17 protein-coding genes and 3 tRNA genes are annotated in these 17600 nt (G+C 57.0%); 18 read left to right on the top strand and 2 right to left on the bottom strand.

Annotated features, from left to right (window positions below; all coding sequences use genetic code 11):
* Positions 1–3: 3 nt before the first annotated feature.
* Positions 4–408 carry an MFS transporter gene (locus tag JFU11_RS20745; RefSeq protein WP_201121359.1) on the top strand — a complete coding sequence of 135 codons (405 nt, stop codon included), beginning with the start codon at positions 4–6 and terminating at the stop codon, positions 406–408.
* 9 nt (positions 409–417) lie between these two features.
* Here the strand turns inward: JFU11_RS20745 and JFU11_RS20740 are convergent, their stop codons facing one another.
* Positions 418–726 (bottom strand): YhbY family RNA-binding protein, encoded by a 309-nt coding sequence (locus tag JFU11_RS20740; RefSeq protein WP_007900503.1) that lies wholly within the window; start codon positions 724–726, stop codon positions 418–420.
* Between the two features lie 101 nt (positions 727–827).
* On the opposite strand from JFU11_RS20740, the gene rlmE reads away from it, so the two are divergent.
* From rlmE to JFU11_RS20660, 16 genes are all read left to right on the top strand, one after another.
* Positions 828–1457: a 23S rRNA (uridine(2552)-2'-O)-methyltransferase RlmE gene (gene rlmE, locus JFU11_RS20735; RefSeq protein ID WP_007900501.1), complete on the top strand. Its 630-nt coding sequence runs from the start codon at positions 828–830 to the stop codon at positions 1455–1457.
* Between the two features lie 202 nt (positions 1458–1659).
* Positions 1660–3570: an ATP-dependent zinc metalloprotease FtsH gene (ftsH, locus tag JFU11_RS20730; RefSeq protein WP_030128083.1), complete on the top strand. Its 1911-nt coding sequence runs from the start codon at positions 1660–1662 to the stop codon at positions 3568–3570.
* 8 nt (positions 3571–3578) lie between these two features.
* A complete protein-coding gene (gene folP, locus JFU11_RS20725; protein WP_201061975.1) occupies positions 3579–4430 on the top strand; it encodes a dihydropteroate synthase in 852 nt (283 codons plus the stop codon).
* A 16-nt stretch (positions 4431–4446) separates the two neighbouring features.
* Entirely contained in the window at positions 4447–5784 is a 1338-nt protein-coding gene (gene glmM, locus JFU11_RS20720) for a phosphoglucosamine mutase (protein WP_201061974.1), read from the top strand.
* A gap of 66 nt (positions 5785–5850) precedes the next feature.
* A complete protein-coding gene (gene tpiA, locus JFU11_RS20715) occupies positions 5851–6606 on the top strand; it encodes a triose-phosphate isomerase (protein WP_123721311.1) in 756 nt (251 codons plus the stop codon).
* Between the two features lie 4 nt (positions 6607–6610).
* Positions 6611–6994 (top strand): preprotein translocase subunit SecG, encoded by a 384-nt coding sequence (gene secG / locus JFU11_RS20710; protein ID WP_010463489.1) that lies wholly within the window; start codon positions 6611–6613, stop codon positions 6992–6994.
* Positions 6995–7016: 22 nt separating this feature from the next.
* A tRNA-Leu gene (locus tag JFU11_RS20705) sits at positions 7017–7102 on the top strand.
* Positions 7103–7198: 96 nt separating this feature from the next.
* Positions 7199–7275, top strand: a tRNA-Met gene (locus tag JFU11_RS20700).
* 138 nt (positions 7276–7413) lie between these two features.
* Positions 7414–7872, top strand: a complete 459-nt coding sequence (gene rimP / locus JFU11_RS20695; RefSeq protein WP_010463487.1) for a ribosome maturation factor RimP — start codon at positions 7414–7416, stop codon at positions 7870–7872.
* Between the two features lie 47 nt (positions 7873–7919).
* Positions 7920–9401, top strand: coding sequence for a transcription termination factor NusA (nusA, locus tag JFU11_RS20690; RefSeq protein WP_007900474.1), 1482 nt, complete (start codon positions 7920–7922; stop codon positions 9399–9401).
* Positions 9402–9428: 27 nt separating this feature from the next.
* On the top strand, positions 9429–11954 hold the full coding sequence (infB, locus tag JFU11_RS20685) for a translation initiation factor IF-2 (RefSeq protein WP_007900470.1): 2526 nt from the start codon (positions 9429–9431) through the stop codon (positions 11952–11954).
* Positions 11955–12113: 159 nt separating this feature from the next.
* Positions 12114–12515 (top strand): 30S ribosome-binding factor RbfA, encoded by a 402-nt coding sequence (gene rbfA / locus JFU11_RS20680; protein ID WP_030128077.1) that lies wholly within the window; start codon positions 12114–12116, stop codon positions 12513–12515.
* Between the two features lie 3 nt (positions 12516–12518).
* Positions 12519–13436 carry a tRNA pseudouridine(55) synthase TruB gene (gene truB, locus JFU11_RS20675; protein ID WP_007900465.1) on the top strand — a complete coding sequence of 306 codons (918 nt, stop codon included), beginning with the start codon at positions 12519–12521 and terminating at the stop codon, positions 13434–13436.
* A 117-nt stretch (positions 13437–13553) separates the two neighbouring features.
* A complete protein-coding gene (gene rpsO, locus JFU11_RS20670) occupies positions 13554–13823 on the top strand; it encodes a 30S ribosomal protein S15 (protein WP_003176135.1) in 270 nt (89 codons plus the stop codon).
* Between the two features lie 195 nt (positions 13824–14018).
* Positions 14019–16124 (top strand): polyribonucleotide nucleotidyltransferase, encoded by a 2106-nt coding sequence (gene pnp, locus JFU11_RS20665; RefSeq protein ID WP_052965657.1) that lies wholly within the window; start codon positions 14019–14021, stop codon positions 16122–16124.
* Between the two features lie 209 nt (positions 16125–16333).
* Positions 16334–16409 (top strand) — tRNA-Thr (locus JFU11_RS20660).
* A gap of 9 nt (positions 16410–16418) precedes the next feature.
* On the opposite strand, the gene JFU11_RS20655 is transcribed toward JFU11_RS20660, so the two are convergent.
* The gene (locus JFU11_RS20655) at positions 16419–16964 is read right to left on the bottom strand and encodes a hypothetical protein (RefSeq protein ID WP_201061973.1); all 546 of its coding nucleotides are present in this window, start codon (positions 16962–16964) and stop codon (positions 16419–16421) included.
* Positions 16965–17266: 302 nt separating this feature from the next.
* Between JFU11_RS20655 and JFU11_RS20650 the strand changes: the two genes are divergently transcribed.
* Positions 17267–17572, top strand: a complete 306-nt coding sequence (locus JFU11_RS20650) for a DUF6388 family protein (RefSeq protein ID WP_007900453.1) — start codon at positions 17267–17269, stop codon at positions 17570–17572.
* Positions 17573–17600 lie beyond the last annotated feature (28 nt).

Here is a 17600-nt window from a genome sequence, read left to right as displayed (position 1 = left end):
GCCATGCTTTGGCAGCTGACCCAAATGTTGTGGGTTGGCGGCCTGTGGCTGTTGCACATCGGTCTGCTGCCGGTGCTGGGGCGAATAGGCCTGGCACCGCTGCTGATCGACGAAATTGCAGGCATGCTGAATACGCTGATGGTGGGATTTGCCACGGCGTGTGTGGGTTTTCAGGCTTTGGTGCTGGTTCAGGCCGAGGGCCTTGCCAGTCTATGGCGCGATATTCGTGGGCAACTGCTGATGATGGCGCTGTATGGGGGCGCGATGTATTTCGCGGTCCACGTCGGCTGGCCGCACGCGGCGCATTGGCAGCTGTTCAGCTATCTTGTTCTGGGATTTTCCGGGCTGGTGCTGGTGATGCAACCGGTGCCGGGATGGAGTGTGAGGGTGCGCGAAGCACACCCTTGACCCTTGTCATCACTTGAAGCGATGGACGTTCGACAGCTGCTTGTTGACGCTGAAGTTCTTGCGGTAAATCAGTGCCATCTTGCCGATGACCTGAACCAGATCGGCTTTGCCGGCCTTGCAGAGTTCTGCAATGGCTGCCAGGCGCGATTCGCGATCGAGGATGTTGAGCTTGATTTTGATCAGCTCGTGATCCGCCAAAGCGCGTTCAAGTTCGGCTAACACACCTTCAGTCAAACCGTTGTCAGCCACAATCAAAACTGGTTTCAGATGGTGGCCAATGGATTTGTACTGTTTCTTCTGCTCTTGAGTGAGCGGCATAATCTGACCCTTTAGTCTGGATTCTGTAAAATGGCGGCCATTTTACCCGAGGGTTCGTGGATCCGCCCAATTAATCACGACCCTTATCATCGAGGTGCCCAATGGCGCGTTCCAAGACAAGCCTTGGTTGGCTGAAAAGACATGTCAATGATCCCTATGTGAAGCAGGCGCAGAAGGATGGTTACCGCTCGCGTGCGAGTTACAAGCTTCTGGAGGTCCAGGAGAAATACAAGCTGATCCGTCCGGGTATGAGCGTTGTCGACCTGGGTGCGGCGCCCGGCGGCTGGTCGCAGGTCACTAGTCGGCTGATCGGTGGTCAGGGGCGTCTGATCGCCTCGGACATCCTGGAAATGGACAGCATTCCGGACGTGACTTTCATCCAGGGTGACTTCACCCAGGACGAAGTGCTCGCTCAGATCCTTGAAGCCGTGGGTAATTCGCAGGTGGACCTTGTGATTTCCGATATGGCCCCCAATATGAGTGGTACGCCTGAGGTGGACATGCCAAAAGCCATGTTTCTATGTGAGCTGGCTCTTGATCTGGCGGCTCGGATACTCAAGCCGGGTGGTAATTTCGTGATCAAGGTGTTTCAGGGCGAAGGGTTTGATGCTTACGTGAAGGACGCTCGTCAGAAATTCGACAAGGTCCAGATGATCAAGCCGGACTCTTCCCGTGGCAGTTCCCGCGAGCAATACATGCTGGCTTGGGGCTACCGCGGCCGTAGTGAGTAAATCGAGGTTTTTTTGCGGGTCGATAGGTTTTTCGTATTTCGTCCCGTGAGCATTAGCGAATATTGTGTAGAAAGTGTTTCACAAAGGGTTACAGACGGCGCCTGCCAGAGCCGTAGGTAATGTAGTAAGTTAGGCCGGTGAATATCATGCGAAGCACGCGCCATTAGCGGAGCTTGCTTCAGAGGGTAGTTAATTGAACGATATGGCAAAGAATCTGATCCTGTGGTTGATCATCGCGGCTGTCCTGGTGACGGTGATGAACAACTTCTCCAGCCCTAACGAGCCGCAGACCCTCAACTATTCCGACTTCATCCAGCAGGTCAAGGATGGCAAGGTCGAGCGCGTAGCGGTTGATGGCTACGTGATTACCGGCAAGCGCAACGATGGCGACAGCTTCAAGACCATTCGTCCGGCAATCCAGGACAATGGCCTGATCGGCGACCTCGTGGATAACCACGTGGTGGTCGAAGGCAAGCAGCCTGAGCAGCAAAGCATCTGGACTCAGCTCCTGGTCGCAAGCTTCCCGATCCTGGTGATCATCGCTGTCTTCATGTTCTTCATGCGGCAGATGCAGGGTGGTGCCGGTGGCAAGGGCGGGCCGATGAGCTTCGGCAAGAGCAAGGCGCGCCTGCTCTCTGAAGATCAGGTGAAAACCACTTTGGCTGACGTTGCCGGTTGCGACGAAGCCAAGGAAGAAGTTGGCGAGCTGGTCGAATTCCTGCGTGATCCGGGCAAGTTCCAGCGTTTGGGCGGTCGCATTCCTCGTGGCGTGCTGATGGTCGGTCCTCCTGGTACTGGTAAAACCTTGATCGCCAAGGCGATTGCCGGCGAAGCCAAAGTGCCGTTCTTCACCATTTCCGGTTCTGATTTCGTCGAAATGTTCGTCGGTGTCGGTGCCAGTCGTGTTCGTGACATGTTTGAGCAGGCGAAGAAGCACGCGCCATGCATCATCTTCATCGATGAAATCGACGCCGTCGGTCGCCACCGTGGTGCCGGCATGGGCGGCGGTCACGACGAGCGCGAACAGACACTCAACCAGTTGCTGGTAGAGATGGACGGCTTCGAAATGAATGACGGCATCATCGTCATTGCAGCGACCAACCGTCCCGACGTGCTGGACCCTGCATTGCTGCGTCCGGGCCGTTTCGACCGTCAGGTCGTGGTCGGTCTGCCGGATATACGTGGTCGCGAGCAGATTCTCAAAGTCCACATGCGCAAAGTGCCAATGGGTGACGACGTCGCTCCGGCTGTGATCGCGCGTGGTACTCCTGGTTTCTCCGGTGCCGACCTGGCCAACCTGGTGAACGAGGCGTCGTTGTTCGCAGCCCGTGCTGGCAAGCGCATCGTCGAGATGAAAGAGTTCGAACTGGCCAAAGACAAGATCATGATGGGTGCCGAGCGCAAATCCATGGTCATGTCCGAGAAAGAGAAGCAGAACACTGCTTATCACGAAGCTGGCCACGCTATCGTCGGTCGCGTCGTCCCTGAGCATGATCCGGTCTACAAAGTGTCGATCATCCCGCGCGGTCGCGCACTCGGTGTGACCATGTTCCTGCCGGAAGAAGATCGCTACAGCCTGTCCAAGCGTGCGCTGATCAGTCAGATCTGCTCGCTGTACGGCGGTCGTATCGCTGAAGAAATGACCCTGGGCTTCGACGGTGTCACCACTGGTGCATCCAACGACATCATGCGTGCCAGCCAGATCGCACGGAACATGGTGACCAAGTGGGGCTTGTCGGAAAAACTCGGCCCATTGATGTACGCCGAAGAAGAGGGCGAAGTGTTCCTCGGTCGTGGCGGTGGCGGTCAACATGCCAGCTTCTCCGGTGAGACAGCCAAGCTGATCGACTCCGAAGTACGCAGCATCATCGACCAGTGCTACGGCACGGCCAAACAGATCCTCACGGATAACCGTGACAAGCTTGACGCCATGGCGGATGCCTTGATGAAGTACGAGACGATCGATGCTGATCAGATCGATGACATCATGGCGGGTCGTGCTCCTCGCGAGCCTCGCGACTGGTCTGGCGGTAGTGATACCTCCGGCACGCCTCCGGCGGTGCAGGATGGGCGTCCGGAAACACCAATCGGTGGCCCGGCTGCTGACGTATAAGGTTTGAAATGACTTCCGTTCAGTCCTCGACCCGGCTGCCTTGCGGCAGCCGGGTTCTTGATTTGGCCCAGACGCATGTCATGGGCATTCTCAATGTCACTCCCGACTCCTTTTCCGATGGCGGCCGATACAGTCAGCTGGATGCGGCGCTGCGCCACGCCGAGGCGATGGTGGCGGCTGGCGCGACGCTGATCGACGTTGGTGGCGAATCGACCCGGCCCGGTGCCAGGGCGGTTTCACCGCTTGAAGAGCTCGAGCGTGTAGCGCCTATCGTTGAGCGCATCAGTCGTGAACTCGATGTGATCATTTCGGTCGATACCTCCACACCGGCAGTTATGCGTGAAACCGCAAGGCTGGGGGCGGGTTTGATCAATGATGTGCGTTCGTTACGCCGAGACGGAGCCCTGGATGCAGCTGCAGCCACCGGTTTGCCGGTGTGTCTGATGCATATGCTCGGTGAGCCGGGCGACATGCAGGACAATCCGCAGTACCAGGATGTGACGAAAGAGGTTGGCGAGTTTCTCGCCGAGCGGATGCTCCAGTGTGCGTTGGTAGGTATCCCTGCCGAGCGGATCATCCTCGATCCGGGCTTCGGCTTCGCGAAAACCTTGCAGCACAACTTGAGCTTGTTTAAGCATATGGAGGCCTTGCATGCCTTGGGGCGGCCCCTGTTGGTCGGGGTTTCGCGAAAGAGCATGATCGGGCATGCCTTGAATCGGCCGGTGGGGGAGCGCCTGCATGGCGGTTTAGCGCTCGCGGCACTGGCTTCAATCAAGGGGGCGCGTATATTGCGCGTCCATGATGTGGCTGAAACCGTCGATGTGGTGCGGATGATCGCCGCCGTAGAATCAGCCGAATAAGAATGATGGAGTACTTATGAGCAAAAAATACTTTGGCACCGACGGCATTCGTGGTCGGGTCGGTGAATACCCGATTACTCCTGATTTCATGCTCAAGCTTGGCTGGGCGGCAGGCATGGCATTTCGCAGCATGGGTGCCTGCAAGGTGCTCGTGGGCAAGGACACCCGGATCTCCGGTTACATGTTCGAATCGGCGCTTGAGGCCGGGCTGACCTCGGCAGGTGCTGATGTGATGCTCCTGGGGCCGATGCCGACGCCGGCCATCGCCTATCTGACACGTACCTTTCATGCCGAAGCCGGCATCGTGATCAGCGCTTCGCACAACCCTCATGACGACAACGGCATCAAGTTTTTCTCCGGGAAGGGCACCAAGCTTCCGGATGAAGTCGAGCTGATGATCGAAGAGTTGCTCGACACCCCGATGACCGTGGTTGAGTCGAGCAAGATCGGCAAAGTATCGCGAATCAACGATGCCTCGGGCCGTTATATCGAATTCTGCAAGAGCAGCGTTCCGACCGGTACCAGTTTCGCTGGGCTGAAGATCGTGATCGACTGTGCCCACGGTGCGACTTATAAAGTGGCGCCTAGTGTGTTCCGTGAGCTGGGAGCCGATGTCGTTGTGCTTTCTGCTCATCCTAATGGCCTGAACATCAATGAAAATTGCGGTTCGACCCATATGGAGCCGCTGCAAGCTGCCGTATTGGCCGAGCACGCCGATTTGGGTATTGCCTTTGACGGTGATGGTGACCGGGTCCAGATGGTCGATCACACTGGCACTGTCGTCGACGGCGATGAGTTGTTGTTTATCATTGCTCGCGATCTGCAAGAGCGCGGCAAGTTGCAGGGCGGTGTGGTCGGTACGCTGATGAGTAACCTGGGGCTGGAGTTGGCCCTGGCGGATCTGGCGATTCCTTTTGTGCGCGCCAACGTTGGCGACCGTTACGTGATTTCCGAGTTGCTGGAGCGCGATTGGCAGGTGGGCGGGGAAAACTCGGGGCACATTGTCTGCTTCAGTCACACCACTACGGGTGATGCAATTATTGCCGCGTTGCAGGTGTTGATGGCCCTGAAGAGGCGCGCAGAAGGCCTGGCTCAGTCCCGTCAGGCGTTGCGCAAGTGTCCTCAGGTGCTGATCAATGTCCGGTTTGGCGGTGGTGCGAATCCAATCGAACATCCGACCGTCAAGGAGGCCAGCGACCGTGTTACTCACGCGATGGCCGGTCGTGGGCGCGTGCTGTTGCGCAAGTCCGGGACAGAGCCGCTGGTGCGGGTCATGGTCGAGGGCGAGGACGAAACGCAGGTTCGCGGTTACGCCGAAGAGCTCGCAAAACTGGTAACTGAAGTTTCTGCCTGATTTCGGCTTGCCAGCCATGATTGTGTTGGGTAACATCTGCGCCCACTTTGACCGACGAGGTACAGCATGCGTCGCCCTATGGTAGCTGGTAACTGGAAGATGCACGGTACCCGCGCCAGCGTCGCTGAGCTGATCAATGGCCTTAGTCATCTGGCCTTGCCAAGCGGTGTTGATGTCGCGGTATTCCCGCCTTGCTTGCATATCAATCAAGTGATTGATGGCTTGAAAGGCAAGTCGATTTCGGTCGGCGCGCAAAATTCTGCGGTGGAATCCATGCAAGGTGCGTTGACCGGTGAAATTGCGCCGAGTCAGTTGGTGGATGCAGGTTGTTCCCTGGTGCTTGTCGGGCACTCCGAGCGCCGCCAGATAATGGGCGAGCAGGATGGAATGCTGATTCGCAAGTTCGCAGCGGCGCAGGCATGTGGCTTGATTCCGGTGTTGTGTGTCGGGGAGACCCTCGAAGAGCGCGAAGCTGGAAAAACTCTTGAGGTTGTCGGGCGTCAGCTTGGCAGTATCATTGAGGAGCTGGGTGCAGGTGTCTTTGCAAAGGCAGTAATCGCTTACGAGCCGGTCTGGGCCATTGGCACCGGGCTGACTGCTTCGCCGCAACAGGCGCAGGATGTGCACGCAGCCATTCGCGCTCAGTTGGCGGCAGAGAATTCTGAAGTCGCGCAAGGTGTGCGGCTTCTATACGGCGGCAGCGTGAAGGCGGCCAATGCGGTCGAACTGTTCGGCATGCCGGATATCGATGGGGGGCTCATTGGTGGAGCTTCCCTGAATGCAGATGAGTTCGGTGCGATTTGTCGCGCCGCGGGAAACTGAAAAAATGCTGGAAACAGTCGTAGTCGTTTTTCATCTGCTGGGTGCATTGGGCGTAGTTGCTCTGGTTTTGCTGCAGCAGGGTAAAGGTGCGGATGCTGGCGCGTCTTTCGGAGCAGGTGCTTCAAATACTGTGTTCGGAAGCCAAGGTTCCTCTACCTTTCTTAGTAAGTTTACTGCTATACTTGCCGCCGGTTTCTTCATAACCAGCTTGGGGTTAGGTTACTTTGCTAAAGAGAAGGCTCAGCAGCTGACTCAAGTAGGTTTGCCAAACCCAGCAGTGTTGGAAGTTCCAAAGCAACAACCGGCTTCTGATGATGTACCGGTGCTTCAAGAGCAAAAGTCGGCTACTCCAGCGACTGACGTACCTCCAGCTCAAGAGCAGAAGTAAGAAGGGTTTCAAACGTAGTATTGCCGAGGTGGTGGAATTGGTAGACACGCAACCTTGAGGTGGTTGTGCCCATAGGGTGTAGGGGTTCGAGTCCCCTTCTCGGTACCAATTATCAGGAGAGCCCGCTGTTGCGGGCTTTCTTGTAGGTGGAAGGTTACATTGACCCTGTCAGGGATCGGTCGTATACTTCCGCCCCAGCTTTGTCGCGGGGTGGAGCAGTCTGGTAGCTCGTCGGGCTCATAACCCGAAGGTCGTCGGTTCAAATCCGGCCCCCGCAACCAGTTTAAGGAGCCCCTTTTAAGGGGCTTTTTGTTAGCTGGACACTTTCAACGCCGCTGTTCAACGGCGTATCAAGGATGGGCGTTTCGCCCATTTTTTTATTTTGCACAGCATGCACATACATGCACGAGGGGGTTCAGGTGTCGAGCAAGCTAGAAGAGTTGCAGGCCTTGCTGGCCCCGGTGGTCGTGGCCCTAGGCTATGAATGCTGGGGTATTGAGTTTTCGGCTCAAGGTCGCCACTCAATGTTGCGCGTTTATATTGATAAAGAGGGCGGCGTGCTGGTGGACGATTGTGCCATCGTCAGCCGTCAGATCAGTGGTGTACTGGATGTTGAAGATCCGATCGCCGTTGAATACACCCTTGAAGTTTCCTCGCCTGGCATGGAACGCCCACTGTTCACTATTGAGCAGTTTGCAAAATTTGCCGGTGAACAAGTGAAGATCAAGCTGCGCTCGCCTTTTGAAGGTCGGCGCAACTTTCAGGGCCTTCTGCGCGGTGTAGAAGAGCAGGACGTCGTGGTGCAGGTTGAAGACCATGAGTTCCTGTTGCCGATCGATATGATCGACAAGGCCAACATTATTCCCAGTTTTGACTGAGACGCGGATCCCGCGGATCCAATGGCTTGCGAAAGGCGAGGCGTACGATGAGCAAAGAAGTACTGCTGGTTGTTGAGTCGGTATCCAATGAAAAGGGCGTACCGGCAAACGTAATTTTTGAAGCGCTGGAGCTGGCCCTGGCCACTGCTACCAAAAAGCGTTTTGAGGACGAAGTCGATCTGCGTGTGGAAATCAATCGCCACACCGGTGCTTACGAGACATTCCGTCGCTGGACGGTCGTCGAAGAAGCAGACCTGGACGATCCGGCCATCGAAACCTGGCCGAGCAAGGTTGCAGAAACGCATCCTGGTGCCAAGGTCGGCGATGTTGTCGAAGAAAAGATCGAATCCATCGAGTTCGGCCGCATTGCTGCACAGACCGCCAAGCAGGTCATCGTGCAGAAAGTTCGCGAAGCCGAGCGTGCTCAAGTCGTTGACGCCTATCGCGAGCGCCTGGGAGAAATCATCTCCGGCACCGTGAAGAAAGTCACCCGTGACAACGTGATCGTCGATCTGGGCAATAACGCTGAAGCGTTGCTGGCCCGTGAAGACATCATTTCTCGCGAAACCTTCCGGGTTGGCGTGCGTCTGCGTGCGCTGCTCAAGGAAATCCGCACCGAGAACCGCGGCCCTCAGCTGATCCTGTCGCGTACTGCGCCGGAAATGCTGATCGAGTTGTTCCGCATCGAAGTGCCGGAAATCGCTGAAGGCCTGATCGAAGTAATGGCTGCGTCCCGCGACCCGGGTTCGCGCGCCAAGATCGCGGTCCGCTCCAAAGACAAACGTATTGATCCGCAAGGCGCTTGCATCGGTATGCGCGGTTCGCGCGTCCAGGCAGTGTCGGGCGAATTGGGCGGTGAGCGTGTGGATATCGTCCTGTGGGACGATAACCCGGCTCAGTTCGTGATCAATGCAATGTCGCCGGCTGAAGTGGCGGCAATTATCGTTGACGAAGATGCCCATGCAATGGACATCGCCGTTGGCGCAGACAATCTTGCTCAGGCCATCGGTCGTGGTGGTCAGAACGTGCGTCTGGCTAGCCAGTTGACTGGCTGGACCCTGAACGTGATGACCGAATCGGACATCCAGGCTAAGCAGCAAGCAGAAACCGGCGACATCCTGCGCAACTTCATCGACGAGCTGGAAGTCGACGAAGACCTGGCACAGGTGCTGGTAGATGAAGGCTTTACCAGCCTGGAAGAGATTGCCTACGTACCGTTGGAAGAAATGCTCAACATCGACGGCTTTGACGAAGAAACCGTCAACGAGCTTCGCGCTCGCGCCAAGGATCGTTTGTTGACTAAAGCCATCGCTACTGAGGAAAAGCTGGCAGACGCCCATCCGGCCGAAGACCTGCTCTCGCTTGAGGGTATGGACAAGGATTTGGCGATGGAACTGGCGGTGCGCGGCGTAATTACCCGCGAAGACCTGGCCGAGCAGTCTATTGACGACCTGCTCGACATCGACGGCATTGACGATGATCGTGCCGGCAAGTTGATCATGGCCGCCCGAGCCCATTGGTTCGAGTAATTAGGCGCGGCCTGAGGAGAGAAGTGCATGACGCAAGTCACGGTGAAACAACTGGCCGATGAGGTCAAAACACCGGTAGAGCGCCTGTTGCAGCAGATGCGTGAGGCAGGTCTGCCGCACACCGCCGCCGATGAAGGTGTGAGCGATAGTGAGAAGCAGTCTTTGCTGACTCACTTGAAGAGCAGCCACAAGGCGAAAGTGGAAGAACCGCGCAAGATTACATTGCAGCGCAAAACCACCAGCACCCTGCGTGTTGCTGGTAGCAAGAGCATCAGCGTTGAAGTACGCAAGAAGAAAGTCTTCGTACAACGCAGCCCGGAAGAAATCGAAGCCGAGCGCAAACGCGAACTGGAAGAACGCCGCGCAGTAGAAAATGCTGCACGTCAGAAGGCTGAAGAAGAAGCCAAGCGTCGCGCCGAAGAAGAAGCGCGTCGCCAGCCTGCTGCTGCGCAAACCGCTACTAACGACGCCGTTGCAGCGCCTGCTGCAGTCGCCGAACCAGTGCGTGAAAGCGCACCGGTTGTTGCAGCTGCACCAGCACCTGCGGCCGATACTCGCAAACGCGACGAACAGCGTCGTCCGGACAAACCACGTGCCGACGATAGCAATCGTCGTGGCAGTGGCGATGGCGAGCGCAAAAACGCTCCGCATCGTGCTTCGGTCAAGGAAAAAGCGCCTGCTCCACGTGTTGCGCCACGTACTACCGACGAAGAAAGCGATGGCTTCCGTCGTGGTGGTCGCGGCAAGGCCAAGCTGAAGAAGCGCAACGCCCACGGTTTCCAGAGCCCAACCGGCCCTGTTGTGCGCGAAGTGAAGATCGGCGAGACCATCACTGTTGGCGATCTCGCCCAGCAGATGTCGGTCAAGGCTGCTGAAATCATCAAGTTCATGTTCAAACTGGGTACTCCAGCGACGATCAACCAGGTACTGGATCAGGAAACTGCCCAACTGGTTGCCGAAGAGCTGGGCCACAAAGTGACCCTGGTCAGCGACACCGCCCTGGAAGATTCCCTGGCCGAGTCCCTGAAGTTTGAAGGTGAAGCGTTCTCCCGTGCACCGGTCGTGACCGTAATGGGCCACGTTGACCACGGTAAGACCTCGCTGCTCGACTACATCCGTCGTGCCAAGGTAGCTGCTGGCGAAGCCGGCGGTATCACTCAGCACATCGGTGCGTACCACGTTGAAACCGAACGCGGCATGGTCACCTTCCTCGACACCCCTGGTCACGCCGCGTTTACCGCCATGCGTGCCCGTGGTGCCAAGGCGACCGACATCGTGATCCTGGTGGTTGCAGCGGACGACGGCGTAATGCCGCAGACCGTTGAAGCCGTTCAGCACGCCAAGGCTGCTGGTGTTCCGCTGGTTGTTGCAGTGAACAAAATCGACAAGCCGGGCGCCGATCTCGATCGCATCCGTAGCGAACTGTCGGTTCACGGCGTGACCTCGGAAGAGTGGGGCGGCGACACCCCGTTCGTATCGGTTTCGGCGAAAGTCGGTACTGGCGTAGACGAGTTGCTCGAAGCTGTTCTGCTGCAAGCTGAAGTTCTCGAACTGAAAGCGACCCCTTCGGCTCCTGGCCGTGGCGTTGTGGTTGAATCGCGTCTCGACAAAGGTCGTGGCCCGGTTGCAACCGTTCTGGTTCAAGACGGTACCCTGCGCCAAGGCGACATGGTGCTGGTCGGTTCGAACTATGGCCGCGTTCGCGCCATGCTCGACGAGAACGGCAAGCCAATCAAGGAAGCCGGTCCTTCCATCCCTGTCGAGATTCTCGGCCTGGACGGTACCCCGGACGCTGGCGACGAGATGAGTGTTGTTGCCGACGAGAAGAAAGCCCGTGAAGTGGCTCTGTTCCGTCAAGGCAAGTTCCGCGAAGTCAAGCTGGCCCGTGCTCACGCCGGCAAGCTTGAAAATATCTTCGAGAACATGGGTCAGGAAGAGAAGAAGACGCTCAACATCGTCCTCAAATCCGACGTCCGTGGTTCGCTGGAAGCGTTGAACGGTGCCTTGAACGGCCTGGGTAACGACGAAGTGCAAGTGCGTGTGGTCGGTGGCGGTGTCGGTGGTATCACCGAATCCGACGCCAACCTGGCACTGGCCTCCAACGCTGTACTGTTCGGCTTCAACGTGCGTGCCGATGCCGGCGCTCGCAAGATCGTCGAGCAGGAAGGTCTGGATATGCGTTACTACAACGTGATCTACGACATCATCGAAGACGTCAAGAAAGCCCTCACCGGTATGCTGGGCAGCGATGTTCGCGAGAACATCCTGGGTACCGCTGAAGTGCGTGACGTGTTCCGTTCGCCGAAGTTTGGCGCGATCGCCGGTTGCATGGTTATCGAAGGTGTTGTTCACCGTAACCGTCCAATCCGTGTACTGCGTGAAGACATCGTTATCTTCGAAGGCGAGCTGGAATCCCTGCGCCGCTTCAAGGATGACGCTTCCGAAGTACGTGCCGGCATGGAATGCGGTATCGGCGTGAAGAGCTACAACGACGTCAAAGTCGGCGACAAGATCGAAGTCTTCGAGAAGGTGCAGGTTGCTCGCAGCCTCTAACTCGCGTACTTCAAGGGCCACGATGAGCCGCCGCATGCAGATGCGCGGCGCAACGTCCGGACTCTAAACGCAACGCCCGGTCTGGCTTTTGTCAGGCCGGGCGTTTGCCGCTTTCAGACCCCTCGGGTTTCACCGTGGGGCAGTAACAGGTAACAAGACATGGCAAAAGAATACAGCCGTACCCAACGTATCGGCGATCAGATGCAGCGTGAGCTGGCACAGCTGATCCGTCGTGAAGTCAAAGACCCGCGCGTCGGCCTTGTCACCATTACCGCTGTTGAAGTCAGCCGTGACGTCGGTCACGCCAAGATCTTCATCACCGTGATGGGCCAGGACAGCGCTGAAGACATCGCGCAAAGCATCAAGGTGCTCAACTCCGCCGCCGGTTTCCTGCGTATGCAGTTGGCTCGCGAAATGAAGTTGCGCAGCGTTCCGCAGTTGCACTTCCATTACGACGAAAGCGTCGTGCGTGGCGCGCACCTGTCGGCCCTGATCGAGCGTGCGGTGGCTGAAGACAATCAGCACCCGGTAGCGGCTGAACCCGAAGACGCCAAGGAGTAATCGGTGGCTCAGGTCAAACGTATCCGTCGTAACGTCAGCGGCATCATCTTGCTCGACAAGCCGCTGGGGTTCACCTCCAACGCGGCATTGCAGAAGGTCCGCTGGTTGCTCAATGCCGAGAAGGCCGGGCACACCGGCAGTCTTGATCCGCTGGCCACCGGCGTGCTGCCGTTGTGCTTCGGTGAGGCCACCAAGTTCTCGCAATACCTGCTCGATTCCGACAAGGGTTATGAAACCCTGGCGCAACTGGGCAAGACCACCACCACGGCCGATGCCGAAGGTGAAGTTTTGCTGGAGCGCCCGGTGACCGTTGGTCGCGCCGATATCGAAGCTGTGCTGCCGAAATTTCGTGGGCAAATCAGTCAGATACCGCCGATGTACTCGGCGCTCAAGCGTGATGGCCAGCCACTGTACAAGCTGGCCCGTGCAGGCGAAGTAGTGGAGCGCGAACCGCGTTCTGTTACTATTGCGCGCTTGGAATTACTGGCCTTCGAGGGTGATACTGCGCGGCTTGCGGTGGATTGCAGCAAAGGCACCTATATCCGCACCCTGGTGGAGGATATCGGTGAGCAACTCGGTTGTGGCGCTTACGTGGCTGAATTGCGACGTACCCAGGCCGGGCCTTTCACGCTTGCACAGACCGTCACTCTGGAAGAGCTTGAAGCGGTACATGCCGAAGGCGGCAACGAAGCGGTCGACCGCTTCCTGATGCCATCGGACAGCGGCCTGCTGGACTGGCCACTGTTGCATTTCTCGGAGCACAGCGCGTTCTACTGGCTTAACGGCCAACCGGTACGCGCCCCGGATGCACCGAAATTCGGCATGGTACGGGTACAGGATCACAACGGTCGCTTCATCGGTATCGGTGAAGTGAGCGAAGACGGGCGCATCGCGCCGCGTCGACTGATTCGGTCAGAATGACCGAACGAGTGTGGCTGTTAACAGGCACGGTCACTACTCATTTTTAGATACAGGGATTTGTCCCTGGCCTGTTGAAGCTGTTTCTTTGAAACAGTTTCCTGATAAAAGGATTGCCTCATGGCTCTCGACGTTCAAGAAAAAGCTCAAATCGTAGCTGACTACCAGCAAGCTGTTGGTGACACTGGTTCGCCAGAAGTGCAAGTTGCACTGCTGACCCACAACATCAACAAACTGCAAGGTCACTTCAAGGCCAACGGTAAAGATCACCACTCCCGTCGTGGTCTGATCCGCATGGTAAACCAGCGCCGTAAGCTGCTGGACTACCTGAAAGGCAAGGATCTGGGTCGTTATCAGGCTCTGATCGGTCGCCTGGGTCTGCGTCGCTAATAAGCGATTGCGCTAGAGGTTGGTTGTCTGTCGTGCGTCAGTGGGTTTCCCGCTGGCGCATGGCAGGCTCCCAGCCTCAAGTTTTATCTGGATATACGTTTTACCCTGGACAGGCGTTGGGCCGATTCCCGACATTGCCCAAGAATTTCGCAAGAAGACAAGTTCCCCAAGAGCCACAAAAGAAGGTAGGACACCGTGAACCCGGTAATCAAAAAATTCCAGTTCGGTCAGTCGACCGTTACCCTCGAGACTGGCCGTATCGCCCGTCAGGCCTCCGGCGCAGTATTGGTCACCGTTGACGACGACGTCAGCGTATTGGTGACTGTTGTCGGTGCCAAACAAGCCGATCCAGGCAAGGGCTTCTTCCCTCTGTCCGTTCACTACCAGGAAAAGACTTACGCTGCCGGTAAGATCCCTGGCGGTTTCTTCAAGCGTGAAGGCCGTCCTTCCGAGAAAGAAACCCTGACTTCCCGACTGATCGACCGTCCGATCCGTCCGCTGTTCCCAGAAGGCTTCATGAACGAAGTGCAGGTTGTCTGCACCGTCGTTTCCACCAGCAAAAAGACCGATCCGGACATCGCTGCGATGATCGGTACCTCGGCTGCCCTGGCCATCTCCGGCATTCCTTTCGATGGCCCGATCGGCGCTGCCCGCGTTGCGTTCCATGAAAGCACCGGCTACCTGCTGAACCCGACTTACGAACAGCTGAAAGCTTCGAGCCTGGACATGGTCGTTGCCGGTACTTCGGAAGCCGTGTTGATGGTTGAATCGGAAGCCAAAGAGCTGACCGAAGACCAGATGCTGGGCGCTGTACTGTTTGCTCACGACGAGTTCCAGGTGGTGATCAACGCCGTCAAGGAACTGGCCGCTGAAGCTGCCAAGCCAACCTGGACCTGGGCTCCACAGCCAGAAGCCACCGCACTGCTGGGCGCGATCCGCGCCGAGTTCGGCGAAGCGATCTCCCAGGCTTACACCATCACCGTCAAAGCCGACCGTTATGCACGTCTGGGCGAGCTGAAAGACCAGGTTGTTGCCAACCTGTCCGGTGAAGAAGGTCAGCCGACTTCCGCTGAAGTCAAAGCGGCTTTCGGTGAAATCGAATACCGCACCGTTCGCGAAAACATCGTTAACGGCAAGCCACGTATCGACGGTCGCGACACCAAGACCGTACGTCCGCTGAACATCGAAGTCGGTGTTCTGCCGAAGACCCACGGTTCGGCACTGTTCACCCGTGGCGAAACCCAGGCCCTGGTAGTCGCGACTCTGGGTACTGCCCGTGACGCACAGCTGCTGGACACCCTGGAAGGCGAGAAAAAAGACCCGTTCATGCTGCACTACAACTTCCCTCCGTTCTCGGTAGGTGAGTGTGGTCGCATGGGTGGCGCTGGTCGTCGCGAAATCGGTCACGGCCGTCTGGCCCGTCGTTCGGTTCAGGCCATGCTGCCTGCTGCCGACGTGTTCCCGTACACCATTCGTGTTGTGTCGGAAATCACCGAGTCCAACGGTTCGAGCTCCATGGCTTCGGTCTGCGGCGCTTCCCTGGCTCTGATGGATGCCGGCGTTCCGATGAAGGCACCGGTTGCCGGTATCGCCATGGGTCTGGTTAAAGAAGGCGAGAAATTTGCCGTCCTGACCGACATCCTGGGCGACGAAGATCACCTCGGCGACATGGACTTCAAAGTAGCGGGTACCGCCAAAGGTGTTACCGCGCTGCAGATGGACATCAAGATCAAGGGCATCACCGAAGAAATCATGGAAATCGCTCTGGGCCAAGCCCTGGAAGCGCGCCTGAATATCCTCGGTCAGATGAACCAGATCATTGGCCAGTCGCGTACCGAGCTGTCGGAAAACGCTCCGACCATGATCGCGATGAAAATCGACACCGACAAAATCCGTGATGTCATCGGTAAAGGCGGCGCGACCATTCGTGCGATCTGTGAAGAAACCAAGGCTTCGATCGATATCGAAGACGACGGTTCGATCAAGATCTTCGGCGAAACCAAGGAAGCGGCTGAAGCAGCACGTCAGCGCGTTCTGGGCATCACCGCTGAAGCCGAGATCGGCAAGATCTACGTTGGTAAGGTTGAGCGCATCGTCGACTTCGGCGCATTCGTCAACATCCTGCCGGGCAAGGACGGTCTGGTTCACATCTCCATGCTGAGCGATGCTCGCGTTGAGAAAGTGACCGACATCCTGAAAGAAGGCCAGGAAGTGGAAGTACTGGTACTGGACGTGGACAACCGCGGCCGTATCAAGCTGTCCATCAAAGACGTAGCAGCAGCCAAGGCTTCGGGCGTTTAATCACCCCCTTAGCCTGACCGCTTCAGCGTTATAAAAATGCCCCGCCGTGAAAACGACGGGGCATTTTTTATGTGCAGGAAGATCAAAAGATCGCAGCCTTCGGCAGCTCCTACACAAGCCCAATGTAGGAGCTGCCGAAGGCTGCGATCTTTGATTTTGCGGTGCGCCAAGTTGCCGGACCCCGAAGCCAGTGCTAGGTTTAGCCCACAGCCCGTGTAGCTCAGCCGGTAGAGCAGCGCACTCGTAACGCGAAGGTCGCAGGTTCGATTCCTGTCTCGGGCACCATTCTCTTCTTCACTTCACCTTTCTGCTCAGGTCCTCGACGGTGCGCTTGAGCTGATCCATCGCGCGATCCTGATCGCTGATCTCCCGTTTGAGACTGGAGATTTCGCTGTTGTTCGAGCTTGAGCTGGAGCCGCTGTTGCGCTTTAGCTCTTCCACTTGTTTGCCAAGGTTGTTCAGATCGCGCTCCTGCTCGTTGACCGTGCGCTTGAGATCGTCAATCTCCTTGCTGCTGGAGTTTGAGCTGGAACCGCTGTTGCGTTTGAGTTCTTCGATCTGACGGGCCTGCTCGCTGAGGGTGCGCTTCTGGCTTTCCAGTTCGGTGGCATTGGCCTTCACGGTTTTTTGCAGGTTTTCCAGATCATCGATGCTGACACTGGTTCTGACGAGCGTGTCCTTACCGAATGAATTGTGGAGGGCGGAGATTTTGTCGGAGTACAGCGAAGGGTCAGAGGTGACTTCGACAGCCGCTTGAGCGGCACTGGCCAATGTCAGGCTGCCAAGCAGCAGGGCAGCGGTGGCAAGCTGGGCAGACGAAAGCTTCGAAAAACTGCGCATCACTGGGGTTCCTTGTGAAGTGCCGATATGGCACATCGCTACGACTTGGGATTTCGACTTATGTTCCAAAGCCTCCTGCACCTTATGTTCGTGGCTTTTTGTGGAATAGATGTAAAGACCCGTGTGAATCCTCGACAAAACGTCCTATATTCGTTGTCTGCATGAGCATCGCCCAGCAGTTTTCAGATGATCCCGAATGGTTCTGAAGGCCAGACAAACCGGGCTTCAAACGGTTTTTCTGCGTCAGAGAGATCCTTGATGATCCAGATCCATCTTCCATTCCCCAGATCAGCGAGAACGCCATGACCGTTAAAGAATTGACCCAAGAAGCCAGAAACGAAGAAGCACTTAAAAAGTACCTGCTTGAGTCGCCTCAGTTGGCCGAAGAGATCAAGGACTTGCCAGCCGACGATCAGAAAGACCAGATCCAGTGGGCATTCGAGGATGAGGCTGAATCCCAGGGCTTGCAGCCGTGGGAGCTGACGCTCAAGTACACCTCTACCCCGGAAGAGTTCGAGGCTGCGCGCCTGGCCCTGCACAAGGAGGCGGCGGAGGTATTGGGCGTCGAGTGGGAAGAGTACTGCGAGATGAATAATCTGGTGGTCTAAAAAAAATGCCAGCTTTCATCAGGCTGGC

The organism is Pseudomonas sp. TH37 (assembly GCF_016650735.1).
Taxonomy (GTDB): domain Bacteria; phylum Pseudomonadota; class Gammaproteobacteria; order Pseudomonadales; family Pseudomonadaceae; genus Aquipseudomonas; species Aquipseudomonas farris.
The sequence above is the reverse complement of the archived record's forward strand: the minus strand, read 5'-3'. Positions and strand labels throughout refer to the sequence as shown.